The sequence below is a fragment of the Rhodococcus sp. 05-339-2 genome (genome assembly GCF_002258965.1).
Taxonomy (GTDB): domain Bacteria; phylum Actinomycetota; class Actinomycetes; order Mycobacteriales; family Mycobacteriaceae; genus Rhodococcoides.
This window is the reverse complement of the sequence record NZ_NOYW01000018.1, coordinates 614,935-631,317: the sequence shown is the minus strand read 5'-3', so window position 1 is coordinate 631,317 and position 16,383 is coordinate 614,935. Positions and strand designations below refer to the sequence as shown.

Below are 16,383 nucleotides of genomic sequence, written 5' to 3'. Positions count from 1 at the left end.
CGTCGCTCGATCGGGTCGTGGCGAACCGCGATTCGTTGCCGCGGCCGAAGGCAGCGCCCTATTACGATGGGGCGCAATGAGATCACGTGGTGCAACCGAAGTGCGGTATCGAGTCGGAGCGGTGTCGGTGGTCGCAGCCGTCGTTGCCGCCGCCCTCACCGGATGTACCCCCAAGCCCGACGGCCCGGAGCCGGCCGCCCAGGCATTTCTCGCCGCGTTCGAGGCCAACGACATCGCCGCCGCGGCTGCCGATACCGACAAGCCCGACGCAGCGGCGACGGCACTGACCGAGGCGTGGACCAACCTCCAGGCCGAGGCGCTCGAAGCCGAGACGACGTCGGTACAGGTCGACGGCGACACGGCCACGGTCGGCTACACCTACACGTGGCAGCTGCCGAGGGATCGCGTGTGGACGTACGACGGTCAGCTGAACATGGGCCGCAGCGAAGGTGAGTGGGTGGTGCGCTGGACGGCGTCGGACATCCATCCCAAGCTCGGCGACACTCAGACGATGTCCTTGCGGTCCACGGCGGCTCCGCGGGCTCGGGTCAACGAACGCTCCGGGACCGACGTGCTGGTGCCAGGGGTGGTGCACCGAATCAAATTCGATGCCGCTGATGCGAACAACGTGGTCGCCTCGGCAACGGCGCTGTCGACGCTGCTGACGCCTTTCGATGCGTCCATCACTGCGCAGTCGATCGTCGAATCCGCCACCTCGGTCGACGGCGACTACCCGGTGGTTTTGCTTCGAGACAGTGACTACCAGCCGATTTCGGCCGCACTGACCGAGATCCCCGGAGTCACCGCGTCCGACGAATCGGATCTGGTGTCCACCGACCCCACGTTCGCGCCGGACCTGGTGGGCCAGGTCAAGAAGGCCGTCATCGACGAGGTCGACGGCAAGGCGGGGTGGAGCGTGGTGACCACGAACCGCAACGGCGTCGACATCGATGTCCTCACCGACACCCCGCCGGAGCCCTCGCCGTCGTTCTCGATCAGTCTCGATCGCAACATTCAGGTCGCGGCACAGCGAGCGGTGAATGCGCGCACCGAGCAGGCGATGACGGTGGTCATCCAGCCGTCCACCGGTGCCATCCTGGCGGTGGCACAGAACCCGGCTGCCGATCGGGACGGGCCGGTGGCGTCGGCCGGCCTGTACCCACCCGGATCGACGTTCAAGATCATCACCGCCGGTGCCGCCATCGCGAGCGGACTCGCGACTCCGGGCAGCACCGTCCCGTGTCCGGGGCGCATCGTGATCGGTGAGCGCAGTGTGCCCAACTACAACGAGTTCTCACTGGGTGACGTGACGATGAGTACCGCCTTCACTCGATCGTGCAACACCTCGTTCGCCAAGCTGGCCAGCGAGATGACACCCGATGCGCTGACCGTCGCGGCCTCTCAATTCGGCGTCGGCCCGGATTACGACGTCGTCGGATTGCCGACCGACTCCGGTTCGGTGCCGCCGGCCGAAGAACTGGTTCAGCGCACCGAGGACGGCTTCGGTCAGGGCAGGGTGGTCGTGTCGACGTTCGGTATGGCCCTGGCCGCCGCGACGGTGGCTCACGGTTCGACGCCGGTGCCGAACCTCCTGGTCGGACGCGACACCGTGATCACCGGAGATCATCCGCCGATCGAACCGGCGATGGTCGACGGATTGCGCGGGATGATGCGGTCGGTGGTCACCAGCGGTACGGCCGAACGCATCGCAGACCAGGGCGAGGTCTACGGAAAGACCGGCGAAGCAGAGGTCGACGGCGGTTCGCACTCGTGGTTCGTCGGTTACCGCGGCGATATCGCCTTCGCCACCCTCGTGGTGCGCGGCGGCAGCTCGGACAACGCGGTCGCGGTGACCCGAGAGATGTTCGAGCAACTTCCACCTGGGTACTGACGACGCTGCGGCGTTCGATCAGGAAGGCAGAACGCCGAGTCGACGGCACGCCACCACGGCTTCGTATCGGGTGTGCGAATCGGTTTTGCGCATGACACTGCGCAGGTACGACTTGACCGTCTCGGCACCGATCGACAGGCGCGCAGCGACCTCGACGTTGGTGCAGCCCAGGGCAACCTGCGAGATGACGTCGACCTCGCGTGGCGTCAACGACTGCGACACCTCCTGGGCTCGTGGGTCGTCGGGCGTGTTCTGTCCGAACGACGCGGCCACGCGAGCTGCCACTGCGTCGAGTCTGCGCCGGATCGCTGCGTCACCGACCGACCGGGCGAGATCGGACAGTTCCTCGTGGACACTGCGCAGCTCGGCGGTCCGCGAGACATCCGAGTCGAGCGGCGAGCGGATGGTCGCCAGCAGACGGATCCTGCGGTCGACCTCGTCCCGTACGGAGATCTCCTGGCCGAGACGCCTGGCGGCGGTGGTCATGATGTCGCCGACACGATCTCCGAGGGGGCCGCGTTCGCGCAGCGCCGCGTACATCACTATTCGCGCGACTCCGGCCACGACCACCGGTACCGCCAGTATCGATTTGAGGCCCTCGCCGAGCACGGGTCGATCGAAGTGATGGGTGATCGACATCGATGCGCCGTAATCGCTGACGGCCGCGGGCCTGCGCTGTTCCATGACTCGACCGCCGAGGCCGGATCTGGGTGGGATGGCGAGTCCGTCCAGGCCTCGGGTTCTGGTTCCGTGGAATTCACTCAGGTACAGGGTCTCCGAGGAGACCTCGCCGCCGAACACGACGGGTACCTCGGACGTTGCTGCCACCTGGCGCAGCTCCGCGCGCAGGGCATCACCGTCGCGGGGCCGCAACAAATTCGAATGGACCACGGGGCTTCCTTTCTCGTGTCGACTGCACGAGCGACGAACGTGATCCAGATCATATCTGCACCGGCATGTGCTGTTTCGACTGGTACGGGCACTGCGCTGCGGTCCGCGGCCGAGTGCGAGCCGACTACTCTTGGGTCCATGTCTGTGACCGCCGAGAGCAAGCCCCGTCAGCCACTCGTACCAGGCGTCGTCTCGCCCGTCCTCGCGGTGCCCAAGTCGATCGAGCGCCCCGAATACGCGTGGAAGTCGACCGTGGCCGAGGGCAGCGAGCCCTGGGTTCAGACCCCCGAGGTCATCGAGAAGATGCGGGTGGCGTCGAAGATCGCGGCCAGGGCGCTGCAGGAAGCGGGCCGGGCAGTGGCACCGGGCGTCACCACCGACGAGCTGGACCGCATTGCCCACCAGTACATGATCGATCACGGCGCATACCCGTCCACGTTGGGCTACAAGGGTTTTCCGAAGTCCTGCTGCACCTCCCTCAACGAGGTCATCTGCCACGGCATCCCGGATTCGACGGTGATCCAGGACGGCGACATCGTCAACATCGACGTCACCGCGTACATCGACGGCGTCCACGGCGACACCAACGCAACCTTCTTGGCGGGCAACGTCTCCGAGGAGGCCCGACTGCTGGTCGAACGCACCCACGAGGCCACCATGCGGGCCATCAAGGCCGTCAAGCCTGGTCGCGCGCTGAACGTGATCGGCCGCGTCATCGAGTCGTATGCGCACCGGTTCGGCTACGGCGTGGTGGAGGACTTCACCGGCCACGGTATCGGTACCACCTTCCACAACGGTCTGGTCGTGCTGCACTACGACCAGCCGTCGGTGGACACCGTCATCGAACCGGGGATGACGTTCACGATCGAACCGATGATCAACCTGGGTACGATCAACGCCGAGATGTGGGACGACGGCTGGACGGTGGTCACGCACGACAAGAAGTGGACCGCGCAGTTCGAGCACACGCTCGTGGTGACCGAGACGGGTAGCGAGATCCTGACACTGCCGTGAGCCGAGCCTGCGTAGCGAATCGAGATCTGGTAGCGCCGTGAAAGGCGCTCTGTTGGTCGCCGGGACGACGTCCGACGCGGGCAAGAGTGTGCTGGTCGCCGGGCTCTGCCGAATGTTGGCGCGTCGGGGTGTGCGGGTGGCTCCGTTCAAGGCGCAGAACATGTCCAACAATTCGGTGGTCACGCTCGACGGCGGCGAGATCGGTCGAGCCCAGGCGATGCAGGCGGCGGCCTGTGGCCTGGAGCCGAGTGTGCGTTTCAATCCGGTGTTGCTGAAACCGGGGAGTGACCGGACATCGCAGTTGGTGGTGCGGGGGCGGGCCGTGGCGCAGGTGAGTGCGAGCAACTACATCGAGCATCGGCAGTCTTTGCGCGCGGTGGTGGCGGACGAATTGGCTTCTCTGCGTTCGGACTTCGATGTGGTGATCTGCGAGGGCGCTGGCTCGCCCGCCGAGATCAATCTGCGCGCAACGGATTTGGCCAACATGGGGTTGGCGACGGCTGCGTCCCTTCCGGTGATCGTGGTGGGGGATATCGATCGTGGGGGAGTGCTGGCCCATCTGTTCGGCACCGTGGCCGTGCTGTCTCCGCAGGATCAGGCGCTCGTCGCCGGGTTCGTGATCAACAAGTTCCGGGGCGATCCAGCTCTGCTGGCACCCGGTCTCGACCAGTTGCGCGCGTTGACGGGTCGGCCGACGTACGGTGTCGTCCCGTTCGCCGACGGCTTGTGGATGGACGCCGAGGATTCGCTCGGAACCGTCCCCGATGCTCCGGTGGGGCGCCCGCGTCCACCGCACGGCTCGCAGTGGCTGCGCGTCGCGGCGGTGCGTCTGCCGAGAATCTCCAACACCACCGATGTCGAGGCGTTGGCCTGCGAGCCCGGGGTGTCTGTGCACTGGGTCACCGAGCCGTCCCGGCTCGAGGATGTCGATCTGGTGGTCGTCCCGGGTAGCAAGTCCACCGTGTCGGATCTGGACTGGCTGCGGCGCAGCGGTCTTGCCGATGCGATCGCCGCACGCGGGGCTGCGGGACGTCCGGTTCTGGGGATCTGCGGTGGGTATCAGATGCTGGGTCGAACGATTTCGGATGCGGTGGAGTCGGGGGTCGGTGTGGTCGAGGGCCTGGGTCTGTTGGATCTCGATATCGAATTCGCCGTCGAGAAGATACTGACGCAGGTGACGGGGCGATCGAACCAATTCGGCTCGAACAGCGTGTCGGGCTACGAGATTCACCACGGTCGGGTCGTGCGGAACGGTGACGACGCGCTCGTTGCCGATGCGTCGGACATCCCGGAGGGCAGTGTGCGCGGCACTGTCGTGGGAACCCACTGGCACGGCCTGCTCGAGTCCGATGATTTCCGGCGATCTTTCCTCACCTGGGTAGCAGGGAAATCGGGCCGTTCCGGGTTCGTGGTGGCCCCCGCGACATCGGTCGCTGCGTTGCGCGAGCAGCAGTTGGACCTGCTGGCGGATCTGGTGGAAGACAACCTCGACGTCGACGCCGTGCTCGACCTCATCGAGCACGGTGTCGATCCGAGGCTCGACACGATCGTCAGCCGCGTGTCGTGATCGGCCGGAGACACACCGGTAGGCCGACCAGGCCTTCGGTTCGTGAGTCGGTCGGTCGGGGGGCCTGCTCTTCCTCCGCTTCGACCGCAGGCAGTACCGTCGTCCCCATGGAGTTCACGCATGTGAGTGCTGCGGGTGGGCAATGTTCGGTTCGGGTCGCAGGCCCGGACAGCAGGCACGCCGTTCTCTTGCTTCCCGATGCAGGCGATTCGGTGGACGTGTACGACGCCGTCGGTGAACGGCTGCACAACTCGGATCTGAAAACCGTTGCGCTGGAGAGCATCGACGGCATCAGCGACGATACGATCCTGGCGGTTCTCGACGAGCTGAAGCTGTCGTGGGTGCACCTCGTCGGCAGCGGGGCAGGTGCGGAGTCGGCGTGGACGCTGGCTGCCAAGACCTTCGGGCGCTTCGCCAGTCTGATCGTGGTGAACCGTTGCCACCCCGCGATCGCCGACGAGCAAGGCGCCGTGCGCGCCGCGGACTGCCCCCCAGTCGAGTTGCCGACCACACTGGTCGTCGGGTCCTCGCTGGGCCGCGCATCCGCCGACGCGAGCGGCCGGTTCGTCTACTCGGATTTTCGCGTGGTCCAGCTAGACGGCAGCGTGAACGTCGTCGCCGACGAGCCGGCCGCGCTGGCAACGGAAATCGTGCTCCGCACCAGCCCGTGGTGACCGGAACTACAGGTCGAGTCCCAGCAGAGCGTTTTCGACCACCTCGGGCAGGCCGGGGTGAATCCAGTACTGACCGCGGGCCATGTCCTGTGCGGACAGACCGAAGCTCATCGCCTGAATGATGGGCTGAATCAGGGTCGGGGCCTGAGCGCCGATGATGTGCGCGCCGAGGATCTTCCCGGTGCCCTTCTCGGCGATGATCTTGCACAGACCTTCGCTGTCTTCCATCGCCCAGCCGTAGGCGACGTCGCCGTAGTTCTGGACCTTGACGGTGATGTCCAGGCCGGCGTCACGGGCTTGCTCCTCGGTCATGCCCACCTCGGCGATCTGCGGATCGGTGAACACCGCCGCGGGAACGAAACGGTGGTCGTTGGCGCGCAGCGCGGCGGTGTCACCGTTCCAAGCGTCGTGCAGCAGGTTGTGCTGGACCACTCGTGCTTCCTGGTTGGCCACATGCTTGAGCTGGTAGGGCGAGGAGACGTCGCCGAGCGCGAACACGCCCTCGGCGGTGGTGCGGCCGAACTCGTCCACCACGATGCGGCCCTCGTCGTCCATGTCGATGCCTGCCGTGTCCAGATCCAGCCGATCGCCGTTCGGCTCGCGGCCCACGGCCACCAGGAACGCGTCCCCGAGAACCTTGGTGCCGTCGGCCAATTCGACGCCGTGCAGCGCGCCCTCGGTGACGGCGCGGGTCTCACCGGAGTCGAGATGGACGTCCCACTTGGCGCGGGCCAATTCGGTGAACCGCTTGGAGATGTCGGCGTCCAGTGCGCGTAACAAGGTGTCCTTGCGGGCGACGATCGACACCTTCGAGCCGAGCGCGGAGAACACGTGCGCGAATTCCGCTGCGATGTAACCGGATCCGAGAATCACCAGATGCTCGGGAAGCTCCGGCAGCCGCATCACATCGCTGTTGGTGTGATAGCTGACACCCGAATCGGCGATGGACTGCGGCACCACCGGCCGGGATCCGGCCGCGATGACGACCTGGTCTGCAGTGATGACGGTGCCGGTGCCGGTGTCGATCGTGCGGGGGCCCACGAACGTCGCGTGGCCCTCGAACAATGTGACGTTGGGGCTGCCTTCGGCGCGGTAGCGCTTGCCGCCCTCCGAGATGGGGTCGATGCGGCCGAAGACGCGGTCGACGATGTCCGGCCAGCGCACCGCGTCGACATGGGCGTCGACACCGTATTTGGACGAATCACGCACCGTACGGGCGACTTCGGCGGCGTAGACGAACATCTTCGTCGGGATGCAGCCGACGTTGAGGCAGGTGCCGCCGAATGTCGAGTTCTCTTCCAGAAGTGCGATCTTCTTGTCCTCGAAGCGCGAATCGGCGATGGAGTTGCCCGATCCGGAGCCGATGATCGCGACGTCGAAATGCTCGGTCATGAGATGTGCCCGCTCTCGGTGTGGTCCTTGCCCGACGCGTGGTCGGTGCCCTCGCTTCGATGCAACCACTCGATCCACTCGTCCATTTCCTCGAAGGCCCGCGCACGTGGCTCCTCGGTGGACAGGAACACGTCGTGACGGGCTCCCTCGATGGGGACGATGGTGGTGCGGTCGCCCAGGCAGCCGGCCCAGCGGGCGATCTGGCGGACGTCGAGGACGGCGTCTGCGGCGTCGACCGCGGAGCTGTACCGGCGTGAGAAGTGCGTCACCTTCGAGCGCAGGATGAGCGACGGAATGCCGATATCGAGGCCGCGATGCAGTTCGGCGTGACCGTGGCGGACAGCGCGGATCCAGCCGAACGTGATGGGGAAGCCCGCGAGCGGTTTCCAGTCGAGGTCGTAGTCCCATTCGCCGTTCTCGGAGGCGGCGAGCGAGAGTCCGTAGGTGTCCAGGCCGCTGCCCGGCACCTGCGCCTTGGCTCGGAACCGTCCGATCACGTCGATCGCTGCGGTGCCGACGCTGCGTATCGCCGGTGGACCCTGCAGATCGAACCAGGGGCTGTTGAGCACGACGCCCGACAGGCCGAGGCCGGCCGACCCGCCTTCTCGGCGGTTGAGGCGGTTGAGCCAGAGCGGCAGTACGAGTCCGCCCGTCGAGTGCGCCATGAGCAGCACCGGGGCATCGGCGCGTTCGGCGCGGACCAGGGCGAGAGCCTCGTCGAGCTCGGCGTCGTACATCGCCAGATCGGTGACGAAGTGCGCGGTCTGACCCTCACGGCGCGACCGTCCGCACTTGCGTAGGTCCAGCGCGTAGAAGGCGTAGCCCATCGCGGCGAAGTGTTCGGCGATGTGTCGCTGGAAGAAGTAGTCGGTGAATCCGTGGACGTAGATCACCGCGCGCTCGACGTTCGCGGCGCCCGACGGTTGATACCGCACGAGAGTGGCCTCGACCTGCCCCTCGCCGTCCGGATCGTCACCGAGTGGAATGGTCGTCTGTTCGTAGCCGTCGCCGAGGACATCGGGCACCCAGGTAGTCACAGATCACAACTGTAGTGGGCGCCGCGAGCGGCGTCCGAGGAGCACAATCGAGACCGGGTTGACGTGGTGTCCGATGGGGTAGGCCCAGCTAGTAACCTGACCGCACCGGGTGAGTAGCCCCTCTACAACAGAGTTCTTCGGTCGATGCCGCCACCGGCCGAGATCTCGACAGACAAGGAAGTCGATTCTCCAGTGTCCAAAGATGAGCAGGGTAAGCGGATCAAGACCGACGTCGTTCTGGTCGGTGCCGGAATCATGAGCGCCACCCTCGGTGCGCTGCTCCGTCAGCTCGAGCCGAACTGGTCGATCGACGTCTACGAGCGGCTAGACGCGGCCGCAGCCGAGAGCAGCGATGCGTGGAACAACGCGGGCACCGGCCACTCGGCCCTGTGCGAGCTGAACTACACGCCGCAGAACAAGGACGGCAGCGTCGATATCGCCAAGGCGCTCAACGTCAACGAGCAGTTCCAGGTGTCGCGTCAGTTCTGGGCACACGGTATCGAAACCGGTGTTCTCTCCGACGCCAAGAACTTCATCAACCCCATTCCGCACGTGAGCTTCGTGCACGGGGAAGAGAACGTGAAGTACCTCCGGGCGCGGTACGAGGCGCTCGTGGGCAACCCACTGTTCGCAGGCATGGAGTACATCGACTCCAAGGACGAGTTCTCCGCGCGACTGCCGTTGATGGCCAAGGGCCGTGACTTCTCCGACCCGGTGGCGCTGAACTGGAGCCAGGAAGGCACCGACGTCGACTTCGGTGCGCTCACCAAGCAGCTGCTCAACTACCTGTCGTCCGCGGGCGGCACCGTGCACTTCGGGCACGATGTGCGCAACATCACCAAGCAGTCCGACGGCACCTGGGACGTCAAGGTCGCCAACCAGCGCACCGGGGCGAAGAAGACCGTCAACGCCAAGTTCGTGTTCGTCGGCGCAGGCGGCGGCGCACTGCACCTGCTGCAGAAGTCCGGGATCGCGGAGATCAAGGGATTCGGCGGCTTCCCGGTCAGCGGCGAGTGGTTGCGATGCACCGATCCGGCACTGATCGAGCAGCATTCGGCCAAGGTGTACGGCAAGGCGTCGGTCGGCGCTCCGCCGATGTCGGTGCCGCACCTCGACACCCGCGTGATCAACGGCCAGCAGGGTCTGCTGTTCGGCCCGTACGCCGGTTGGTCGCCCAAGTTCCTCAAGCAGGGCAAGATCACCGACCTGCCCGGCTCGGTCAAGCCCGGCAACCTGATGTCGATGCTCGGAGTCGGCGTGACCGAACTCGGACTCGTCAAGTACCTGGTCAGTGAGCTGGCTCAGTCGCAGGCGGATCGTGTCGAGACGCTGCGCGAGTTCGCACCCTCGGTGCTCGGCGAGAACTGGGAGCTCGTCACCGCGGGTCAGCGCGTGCAGGTGATCCGCAAGAAGGGTCGCGGCGGCGTGCTCGAGTTCGGCACGGCCGTGGTCAACGCTGCGGACGGCACGATCGCGGGACTGCTCGGTGCATCGCCCGGCGCATCCACCGCCGTTCCGGCCATGCTGGACGTGCTGCAGCGGTGCTTCGGCGACAAGTACGACGCATGGCAGCCCAAGCTCAAGGAGATGGTTCCCTCGCTCGGGGTCAAGCTGGCGCAGAACAGCTCCCTGTTCGACGAGGTCTGGGCCTGGACGTCGAAGACGCTGGAACTGGAAAATGCTCGTGAGCTCGCACAGCCCTCGGGTGTGTGATAGCAAAAGGTATGAATACGCAAGCAGCAGCTCTCAAACGATCATGGGCACTAGACCTGTCCAACAGCACGTTGTACGACCTGTTGAAGCTGCGTGTCGAGGTGTTCGTGGTCGAGCAGGCATGCGCTTACCCGGAGTTGGACGGGCGTGACCTACTGACCGAGACACGACACTTCTGGCTCGAACGGGACGGCGAAGTGGTGTGCACCCTTCGCCTGCTCGAGGAGCACGACGACGGCGAGAAGGCGTTCCGTATCGGCCGGCTCTGCACGCAACGCTCCGCCAGGGGACAGGGCCACACGACGCGAATTCTGCGCGCGGCGCTTGCCGAGGTCGGCTCTGCGCCGTGCCGGATCAACGCGCAGAGCTACCTCGTCGACATGTACGCCAAGCACGGGTTCCTGCCCGACGGCGAGGAAGTTCTCGAGGACGGCATCCCGCACACCCCGATGCGCCGGGGCGGCGGCACCGCCTGGAGCGAGGCCTGACCTCCTGTAGTACTCGACGAATGAATGCCACACCCGGTCCACACCGTGTGTGGCATTCGTTCGTTCGGCGGTAGTGTTCCGTTCGAAGTCGGTCGCGGAGAAGTCCTGTGTCAATCAGGCGCGGTCCCGCCACTGTGTTCAGGAGACTCTTCGATCGGAAGATTCCCCTGTCAGCCAGATCGCCGCCCGGCTTCGTGTATCTCGACCGAACGTCCGGCGCGGAACTCCGGGCACGAAGGGAATTGGCTGTGCAGCGAAATGGGAGTGTTCCCGAACCGGGATATCCGTTCAGTGCGATCGTCGGTCAGGATCAGCTGAGGTTGTCGCTGATTCTGTGCGCCGTACACCCCGGTATCGGCGGCGTACTGGTTCGAGGAGAAAAGGGCACCGCGAAATCGACGGTGGTGCGGGCGCTCGCGACCCTACTGCCCGCCGTGGACGACGAGGACGGGTCGCGCCCGGCGAAACTCGTCGAACTTCCGGTGGGCGCAACCGAGGACCGAGTGGTGGGGTCCATCGACCTCGAGAAGGTTCTGCGCGACGGCGAACGTGCTTTTCAACCCGGTCTCCTCGCGGCCGCGCACCGTGGTGTGCTCTACGTCGACGAAGTGAACCTGCTGCACGATCATCTGGTCGACGTGCTGCTCGACGCGGCCGCGATGGGCCGGGTACACGTCGAGCGGGACGGTGTATCTCATTCTCACCCTGCACAATTCGTGCTCGTCGGCACGATGAATCCCGAGGAGGGCGAGCTACGTCCGCAGCTGCTCGACCGGTTCGGTCTGGCAGTGGAGGTGACGGCATCGCGGGACGTGGACGTCCGCATGAACGTCGTCCGCCGCCGGATGAACTACGAGCGTGATCCGCACGCGTTCGCCGCAGAGTTCCGCAACGACGACATCGCCGTGGCCGAGCAGATTCTGGCCGCCCGGAAGATTCTCGACGACGTGGTGTTGAGCGACAAGGAACTTCGTCGTATCGCCGCGCTGTGTGCCTCCTTCGACGTCGACGGCATGCGCGCCGATCTGGTGCTGGCGCGTACCGCGTCCGCGCACGCCGCCTGGCGAGGGGCGAGCGAGGTGGCCGAGGAGGACGTGCGAATCGCCGCCGAACTGGCTCTGCCGCACCGGCGTCGGCGCGACCCCTTCGACGAGCCGGGAATCGACGACAAGCAGTTGGACGACGCCATGCGCGACGCTGCGGAACAGGCCGAGCAACAACCCGACCCGGAGCCCGATCCCGACCCGGAGCCCGATCCCGACGGCGGGGGAGCGCCCGAGCCCGAGGCCCCAGACGATGGGTCCCAGTCCCAGTCCCAGTCCCAGTCCTCCGACTCCGAGTCCTCCGATTCACGCGACGAGTCGAAGCAACCACCGCCGTCCTCGGGTGCCGGCAGCGAGAAGCAGGCAGGCACGCCGGGAGCACAGTTCAGAGCGCGGTTGCTCGAGGTTCCAGGAGTGGGCGAGGGCGCGCCCGGCCGACGGTCGCGGTCGCGGTCCTCGCACGGACGGTCGGTACGGCCCACTGTGGAGCCAGGCAGAGGTCTGCACCTGGTGGGCACCCTCTTCGCCGCGGCCGAGCAGCAGGTCGTCCGCGGCCGCACCGCCGGCCGGTTGAAGCTAGAGCCCGCGGACCTGCGGGGCGCGATCAAGGAGGGGCGTGAAGGCAACCTGATCGTCTTCGTCGTCGACGCCTCGGGATCGATGGCTGCGCGAGATCGGCTCTCCGCGGTGACCGGTGCGGTGCTGTCGCTGCTGCGCGATGCGTATCAGCGCCGCGACAAGGTTGCCGTGATCACCGTGCGCGGCACGCAAGCCGAGACCGTACTGCCACCGACGTCGTCGGTGGACGTGGCCGTCACTCGATTGCGGAAGATGAAGACCGGCGGTAGGTCGCCACTGGCGCAGGGATTTCTGCAGGCGCGTGAACTCGTTCTGCGAGAGCGTGTTCGAGATCCGCTGCGCCGCGCTCTGCTGGTCGCGCTCACCGACGGACGGGCCACCGGCGGTACCGATCCGGTCGGCCGGGCCCGCATTGCCGCCCGGCGCGTCGCGTCGGACAAGATCGCCTCCGTCGTGGTGGACTGCGAATCGGGAATGGTCCGCCTCGGACTCGCTGCCGATTTCGCGGCGTGCCTCGGCGGTGGCTACGTGGCCCTCGCGGACCTGTCGGCCGAGCAGGTCGCCGCTGTCGTTCGCGCAGCGGCGTAGGAGTACGCGATGCCTCAGGGTGTACCGGCTCCCGGAACCGTTCCGCAGGACGGCCTCACGACGCGTCAGCGCCGCAATCTGCCCGTGCTCGCGGTGCACACCGGACCGGGCAAGGGGAAATCGACGGCCGCATTCGGGATGGCGTTGCGGGCCTGGAATCAAGGATTCGACGTCGGAGTGTTCCAGTTCGTCAAGAGCGCCAAGTGGAAGGTCGGGGAGGAAGCGGCGTTTCGCACACTCGGCGACCTGCACGAGAGCACCGGGGTCGGCGGAGCCGTCGAATGGCACAAGATGGGCGAGGGGTGGTCGTGGACCCGCAAGAAGGGCAGCGACGTCGACCACGCCGAGGCGGCAGCAGAGGGTTGGCGGGAGATCGCCCGGCGGATCGAGCAGGAGTCACACCGCTTCTACGTGTTGGACGAGTTCACCTACCCGCTCAAGTGGGGTTGGGTCGATGTCGCGGAGGTGGTCGAGGTTCTGACCCATCGACCGGGCAACCAACACGTCGTCATCACCGGACGGGATGCGCCCCATGAGCTGATCGAGGCCGCGGATCTCGTGACCGAGATGGCAAAGGTCAAGCACCCGATGGATGCCGGCCGCAAAGGACAGCGAGGCATCGAATGGTGACTCCGTCGTGCCCCGCCGTGGTCATTGCGGCCCCCGCGTCGGGCAGCGGAAAGACGACGGTGGCAACCGGGCTGATGGGTGCGCTGCGCAGCGCCGGCCGCACCGTCGCCCCGTTCAAGGTGGGGCCGGACTACATCGACCCCGGTTATCACTCGCTCGCCGCCGGGCTCCCCGGCCGCAACCTCGACGCCGTGATGGTCGGTGCCGACCGCATCGGACCCTTGTTCCGACACGGCAGTCGAGGCTGCGACATCGCGGTCGTCGAAGGCGTCATGGGACTGTTCGACGGCAAGATCGACATGACCGGCCCCGGGGAGGCGTCTGCCGAGGGATCGACTGCACGGGTGGCCGCGATGCTCGGTGCGCCGGTGATCCTGGTTGTGGACGCCCGCGGGCACAGTCAGTCGCTCGCCGCGGTGCTGCACGGGTTCTCGACGTTCGATGCCAGCGTCCGCATCGGGGGTGTGATTCTCAATCGCGTCGGCAGTCAGCGGCACGAGGACGTGTTGCGTCAAGCGTGCGAACGGGTGGGTGTTCCGGTACTCGGCGCGCTGCCGCGCATGAGCGAACTGGTCGTCCCGTCACGGCACCTGGGGCTGATCACCGCGGTCGAACACGGTGGTGCCGCAACCGATGCCGTGGACGCAATGAGCGCCTTGGTCTCCCGATTCGTCGACATCGAGGCTGTGAGCGCACTGGCTCGATCGTCGGTGACCGCGCCGCAGTGGTCCCCGGAGGACGAGGTACGCACCTGCGAGGGATCGCCCGTGATAGCGGTGGCGGGTGGACCGGCATTCACCTTCGGCTACACCGAACACGTCGAACTGCTCCGCGCGGCCGGGGCCGATGTGGCCGTGTTCGACCCGCTGCGTGACGGATTGCCCACCGGCACAGCAGGAGTCGTACTACCCGGCGGATTCCCGGAGGAACACGCAGCCGCACTGTCGGCGAACGAGGTGTTGCTCGCCGACATTCGAGCCGCGGCGGCCCAGGGATTGCCGATCCACGCCGAATGCGCCGGATTGCTGTATCTGGCACGGCGATTGGACGGTCATGCCATGGCCGGGGTCGTAGATGTGGACGCGGAATTCGGGAACACCCTCACTCTGGGATACCGCGACGCGGTTGCCCTCGAATCGTCGACACTGTTCGACGCGGGTACCCGCGTCACCGGCCACGAGTTCCATCGCACGAAGCTCGTCGTGGGAGTGGAGCCTGCAGGAACGAACCGATCCAGGGACGTGCGCGAGGCGGTGCCGGCCGCCTGGGGCTGGCACAGGCAGAACCCCGACGGCAGAACTGCAGTGCGCGAGGGCTTCGTGCAGGGCGGCGTCCACGCGTCGTATCTGCACACCCACGCCGCAGGCAATTCCGAGTCGATCACCCGATTCGTCTCGGCCGCCGTCGATTACGTGCGCGTGTAAGAGAGGTCGCGAGATGCGGGTGGTCGTCGGAATCGGTGCCCGAGCCGGCGTCGGCTCCGCCGCCGTCGTGGCCGCGATCGCCACGGTGCTGCAACCGGACTGGCGTGTCGAGGCCATCGCCTCGATCGACCGGAAAGCAGAACTGGTGGCGGCGGTGGCGTCGAGCATGGGGGTTCGGGGAGTGACCTACTCGGCGAGGGAACTGTCGACCGTCGTCACGCCGACGACATCGGTTCGGGTGCTCCGTGCCGTCGGAAGTGCCAGCGTCGCCGAGGCGGCGGCATTGCTGGCCGGCGGTTCGACGCAGTTGACGGTGCCCAGGTTCGGTTCGGCCGGTGTCACCGTTGCCGTGGTCGAGCTCTGCCTTGACGGTGGACCGGGGGTTCGGGCCATCCTGTAGGTATGACCGAGACGATGACAGCCGTTGCCTACACCCGCTCGCTTCCGATCGACGACCCTGCCAGCCTCACCGATGTGGTCGTCGACGTACCCGCCGTGCGGCCGCGAGACCTGCTGGTCGAGGTGCGAGCCGTGTCGGTGAATCCGGTCGATGTCAAGGTCCGTGCCGGCAACGATCCGCAGGGCGAGCCGAAGGTGCTCGGGTTCGACGCCGCTGGTGTGGTGCGCGCTGTCGGCGCCGACGTCACCATGTTCGCGCCGGGGGACGAGGTCTACTACGCGGGAGACATCGGCCGACCCGGGACCGACTCGCAGTTCCATGCGGTGGACGAACGCATCGTGGCGAAGAAACCGACGACCCTCGATTTCGCACAGGCCGCGGCGTTACCGCTGACCGTGATCACCGCATGGGAAGGACTGTTCGACAAGCTCCGCATCACTGCCGAGAGCACCGGAACCTTGCTGATGGTCGGTGCCACCGGAGGTGTGGGATCTGTTGTGCTGCAACTACTTCGGACCCTGGTTCCTGGTGTGCGCGCGATCGCGACGGCAGCGGGTGAGGACGCGGTGGAGTGGGTTCGTTCTCTCGGAGCAGCCGAGGTGGTCGATCACCACCGCGATCTTCGCGACGAAGTACGTCGAGTGGCACCGGACGGCATCGACTACGTGTTCACTGCACATTCCGCCGGCCAGGTCGAGATCTATGCAGACCTGTTGACGCCGTTCGGACAGATAGTGGCGATCGACGATCCCGAGACACTCGACGTTCTCCCGCTGAAGACGAAGGCGATCTCCTGGCACTGGGAATTCATGTTCGCTCGCCCCATGCACGAGACTGCGGATCTGATTCGTCAGCACGAGCTACTGACCAGGGTGGCCGAACTCGTCGATGCGGGTTCGGTGCGGACGACCGCGACGACGGTCCTCTCTCCGATCGACGCCGAGCAGCTACGCGAGGCACATCGGTTGGTCGAGACCGGGCACGTACGGGGAAAGGTCGTGGTCGCAGCCCGTTCCTGAGGACCGATCCGCGCCACCGACTGGCGAAAGCGG

At 66.4% G+C, this 16,383-nt stretch carries 14 protein-coding genes; 11 read left to right on the top strand and 3 right to left on the bottom strand.

The genetic code is table 11. The annotated features are described in order from the left end of the window. Positions 1–76: 76 nt before the first annotated feature. Positions 77–1,891 (top strand): penicillin-binding transpeptidase domain-containing protein, encoded by a 1,815-nt coding sequence (locus CH273_RS20655; RefSeq protein ID WP_032397816.1) that lies wholly within the window; start codon positions 77–79, stop codon positions 1,889–1,891. An 18-nt stretch (positions 1,892–1,909) separates the two neighbouring features. Here CH273_RS20655 and CH273_RS20650 read toward each other — a convergent pair whose 3' ends face one another. Then, positions 1,910–2,782 (bottom strand): helix-turn-helix transcriptional regulator, encoded by an 873-nt coding sequence (locus CH273_RS20650; protein WP_032397817.1) that lies wholly within the window; start codon positions 2,780–2,782, stop codon positions 1,910–1,912. 138 nt (positions 2,783–2,920) lie between these two features. Here CH273_RS20650 and map point away from each other — a divergent pair, with 138 nt between their 5' ends. The 3 genes from map to CH273_RS20635 all read left to right on the top strand — a co-directional run bounded on the left by map (position 2,921) and on the right by CH273_RS20635 (position 6,037). Next, the gene (map, locus tag CH273_RS20645; protein ID WP_045195561.1) at positions 2,921–3,796 is read left to right on the top strand and encodes a type I methionyl aminopeptidase; all 876 of its coding nucleotides are present in this window, start codon (positions 2,921–2,923) and stop codon (positions 3,794–3,796) included. A gap of 37 nt (positions 3,797–3,833) precedes the next feature. Further along, positions 3,834–5,363, top strand: a complete 1,530-nt coding sequence (locus CH273_RS20640; protein WP_032397818.1) for a cobyric acid synthase — start codon at positions 3,834–3,836, stop codon at positions 5,361–5,363. Positions 5,364–5,470: 107 nt separating this feature from the next. Continuing rightward, entirely contained in the window at positions 5,471–6,037 is a 567-nt protein-coding gene (locus tag CH273_RS20635; RefSeq protein WP_032397819.1) for an alpha/beta fold hydrolase, read from the top strand. Between the two features lie 6 nt (positions 6,038–6,043). On the opposite strand, the gene mtr is transcribed toward CH273_RS20635, so the two are convergent. Both mtr and CH273_RS20625 read right to left on the bottom strand, forming a co-directional pair. Further along, positions 6,044–7,429 (bottom strand): mycothione reductase, encoded by a 1,386-nt coding sequence (gene mtr / locus CH273_RS20630; RefSeq protein ID WP_032397820.1) that lies wholly within the window; start codon positions 7,427–7,429, stop codon positions 6,044–6,046. Further along, entirely contained in the window at positions 7,426–8,466 is a 1,041-nt protein-coding gene (locus tag CH273_RS20625; RefSeq protein WP_032397821.1) for an alpha/beta hydrolase, read from the bottom strand. Before CH273_RS20625 ends, mtr begins: the two co-directional genes overlap by 4 nt. 144 nt (positions 8,467–8,610) lie before the next feature. Between CH273_RS20625 and mqo the strand changes: the two genes are divergently transcribed. The 7 genes from mqo (at position 8,611) to CH273_RS20590 (ending at position 16,350) form a co-directional block, all read left to right on the top strand. Beyond that, a complete protein-coding gene (gene mqo, locus CH273_RS20620; protein ID WP_230597003.1) occupies positions 8,611–10,179 on the top strand; it encodes a malate dehydrogenase (quinone) in 1,569 nt (522 codons plus the stop codon). A gap of 11 nt (positions 10,180–10,190) precedes the next feature. After that, positions 10,191–10,667 carry a GNAT family N-acetyltransferase gene (locus CH273_RS20615; RefSeq protein WP_027496727.1) on the top strand — a complete coding sequence of 159 codons (477 nt, stop codon included), beginning with the start codon at positions 10,191–10,193 and terminating at the stop codon, positions 10,665–10,667. A 242-nt stretch (positions 10,668–10,909) separates the two neighbouring features. Next, on the top strand, positions 10,910–12,877 hold the full coding sequence (locus CH273_RS20610; RefSeq protein ID WP_052050465.1) for a magnesium chelatase subunit D family protein: 1,968 nt from the start codon (positions 10,910–10,912) through the stop codon (positions 12,875–12,877). Between the two features lie 9 nt (positions 12,878–12,886). Further along, positions 12,887–13,507: a cob(I)yrinic acid a,c-diamide adenosyltransferase gene (cobO, locus tag CH273_RS20605; RefSeq protein ID WP_032397822.1), complete on the top strand. Its 621-nt coding sequence runs from the start codon at positions 12,887–12,889 to the stop codon at positions 13,505–13,507. Further along, positions 13,501–14,931, top strand: coding sequence for a cobyrinate a,c-diamide synthase (locus CH273_RS20600; protein WP_032397823.1), 1,431 nt, complete (start codon positions 13,501–13,503; stop codon positions 14,929–14,931). Before cobO ends, CH273_RS20600 begins: the two co-directional genes overlap by 7 nt. Before the next feature lie 13 nt (positions 14,932–14,944). After that, positions 14,945–15,331 carry a cobalamin biosynthesis protein gene (locus CH273_RS20595; RefSeq protein ID WP_045195548.1) on the top strand — a complete coding sequence of 129 codons (387 nt, stop codon included), beginning with the start codon at positions 14,945–14,947 and terminating at the stop codon, positions 15,329–15,331. Between the two features lie 2 nt (positions 15,332–15,333). Beyond that, entirely contained in the window at positions 15,334–16,350 is a 1,017-nt protein-coding gene (locus CH273_RS20590) for a zinc-binding alcohol dehydrogenase family protein (RefSeq protein ID WP_032397824.1), read from the top strand. The last annotated feature ends 33 nt before the right edge of the window (positions 16,351–16,383 follow it).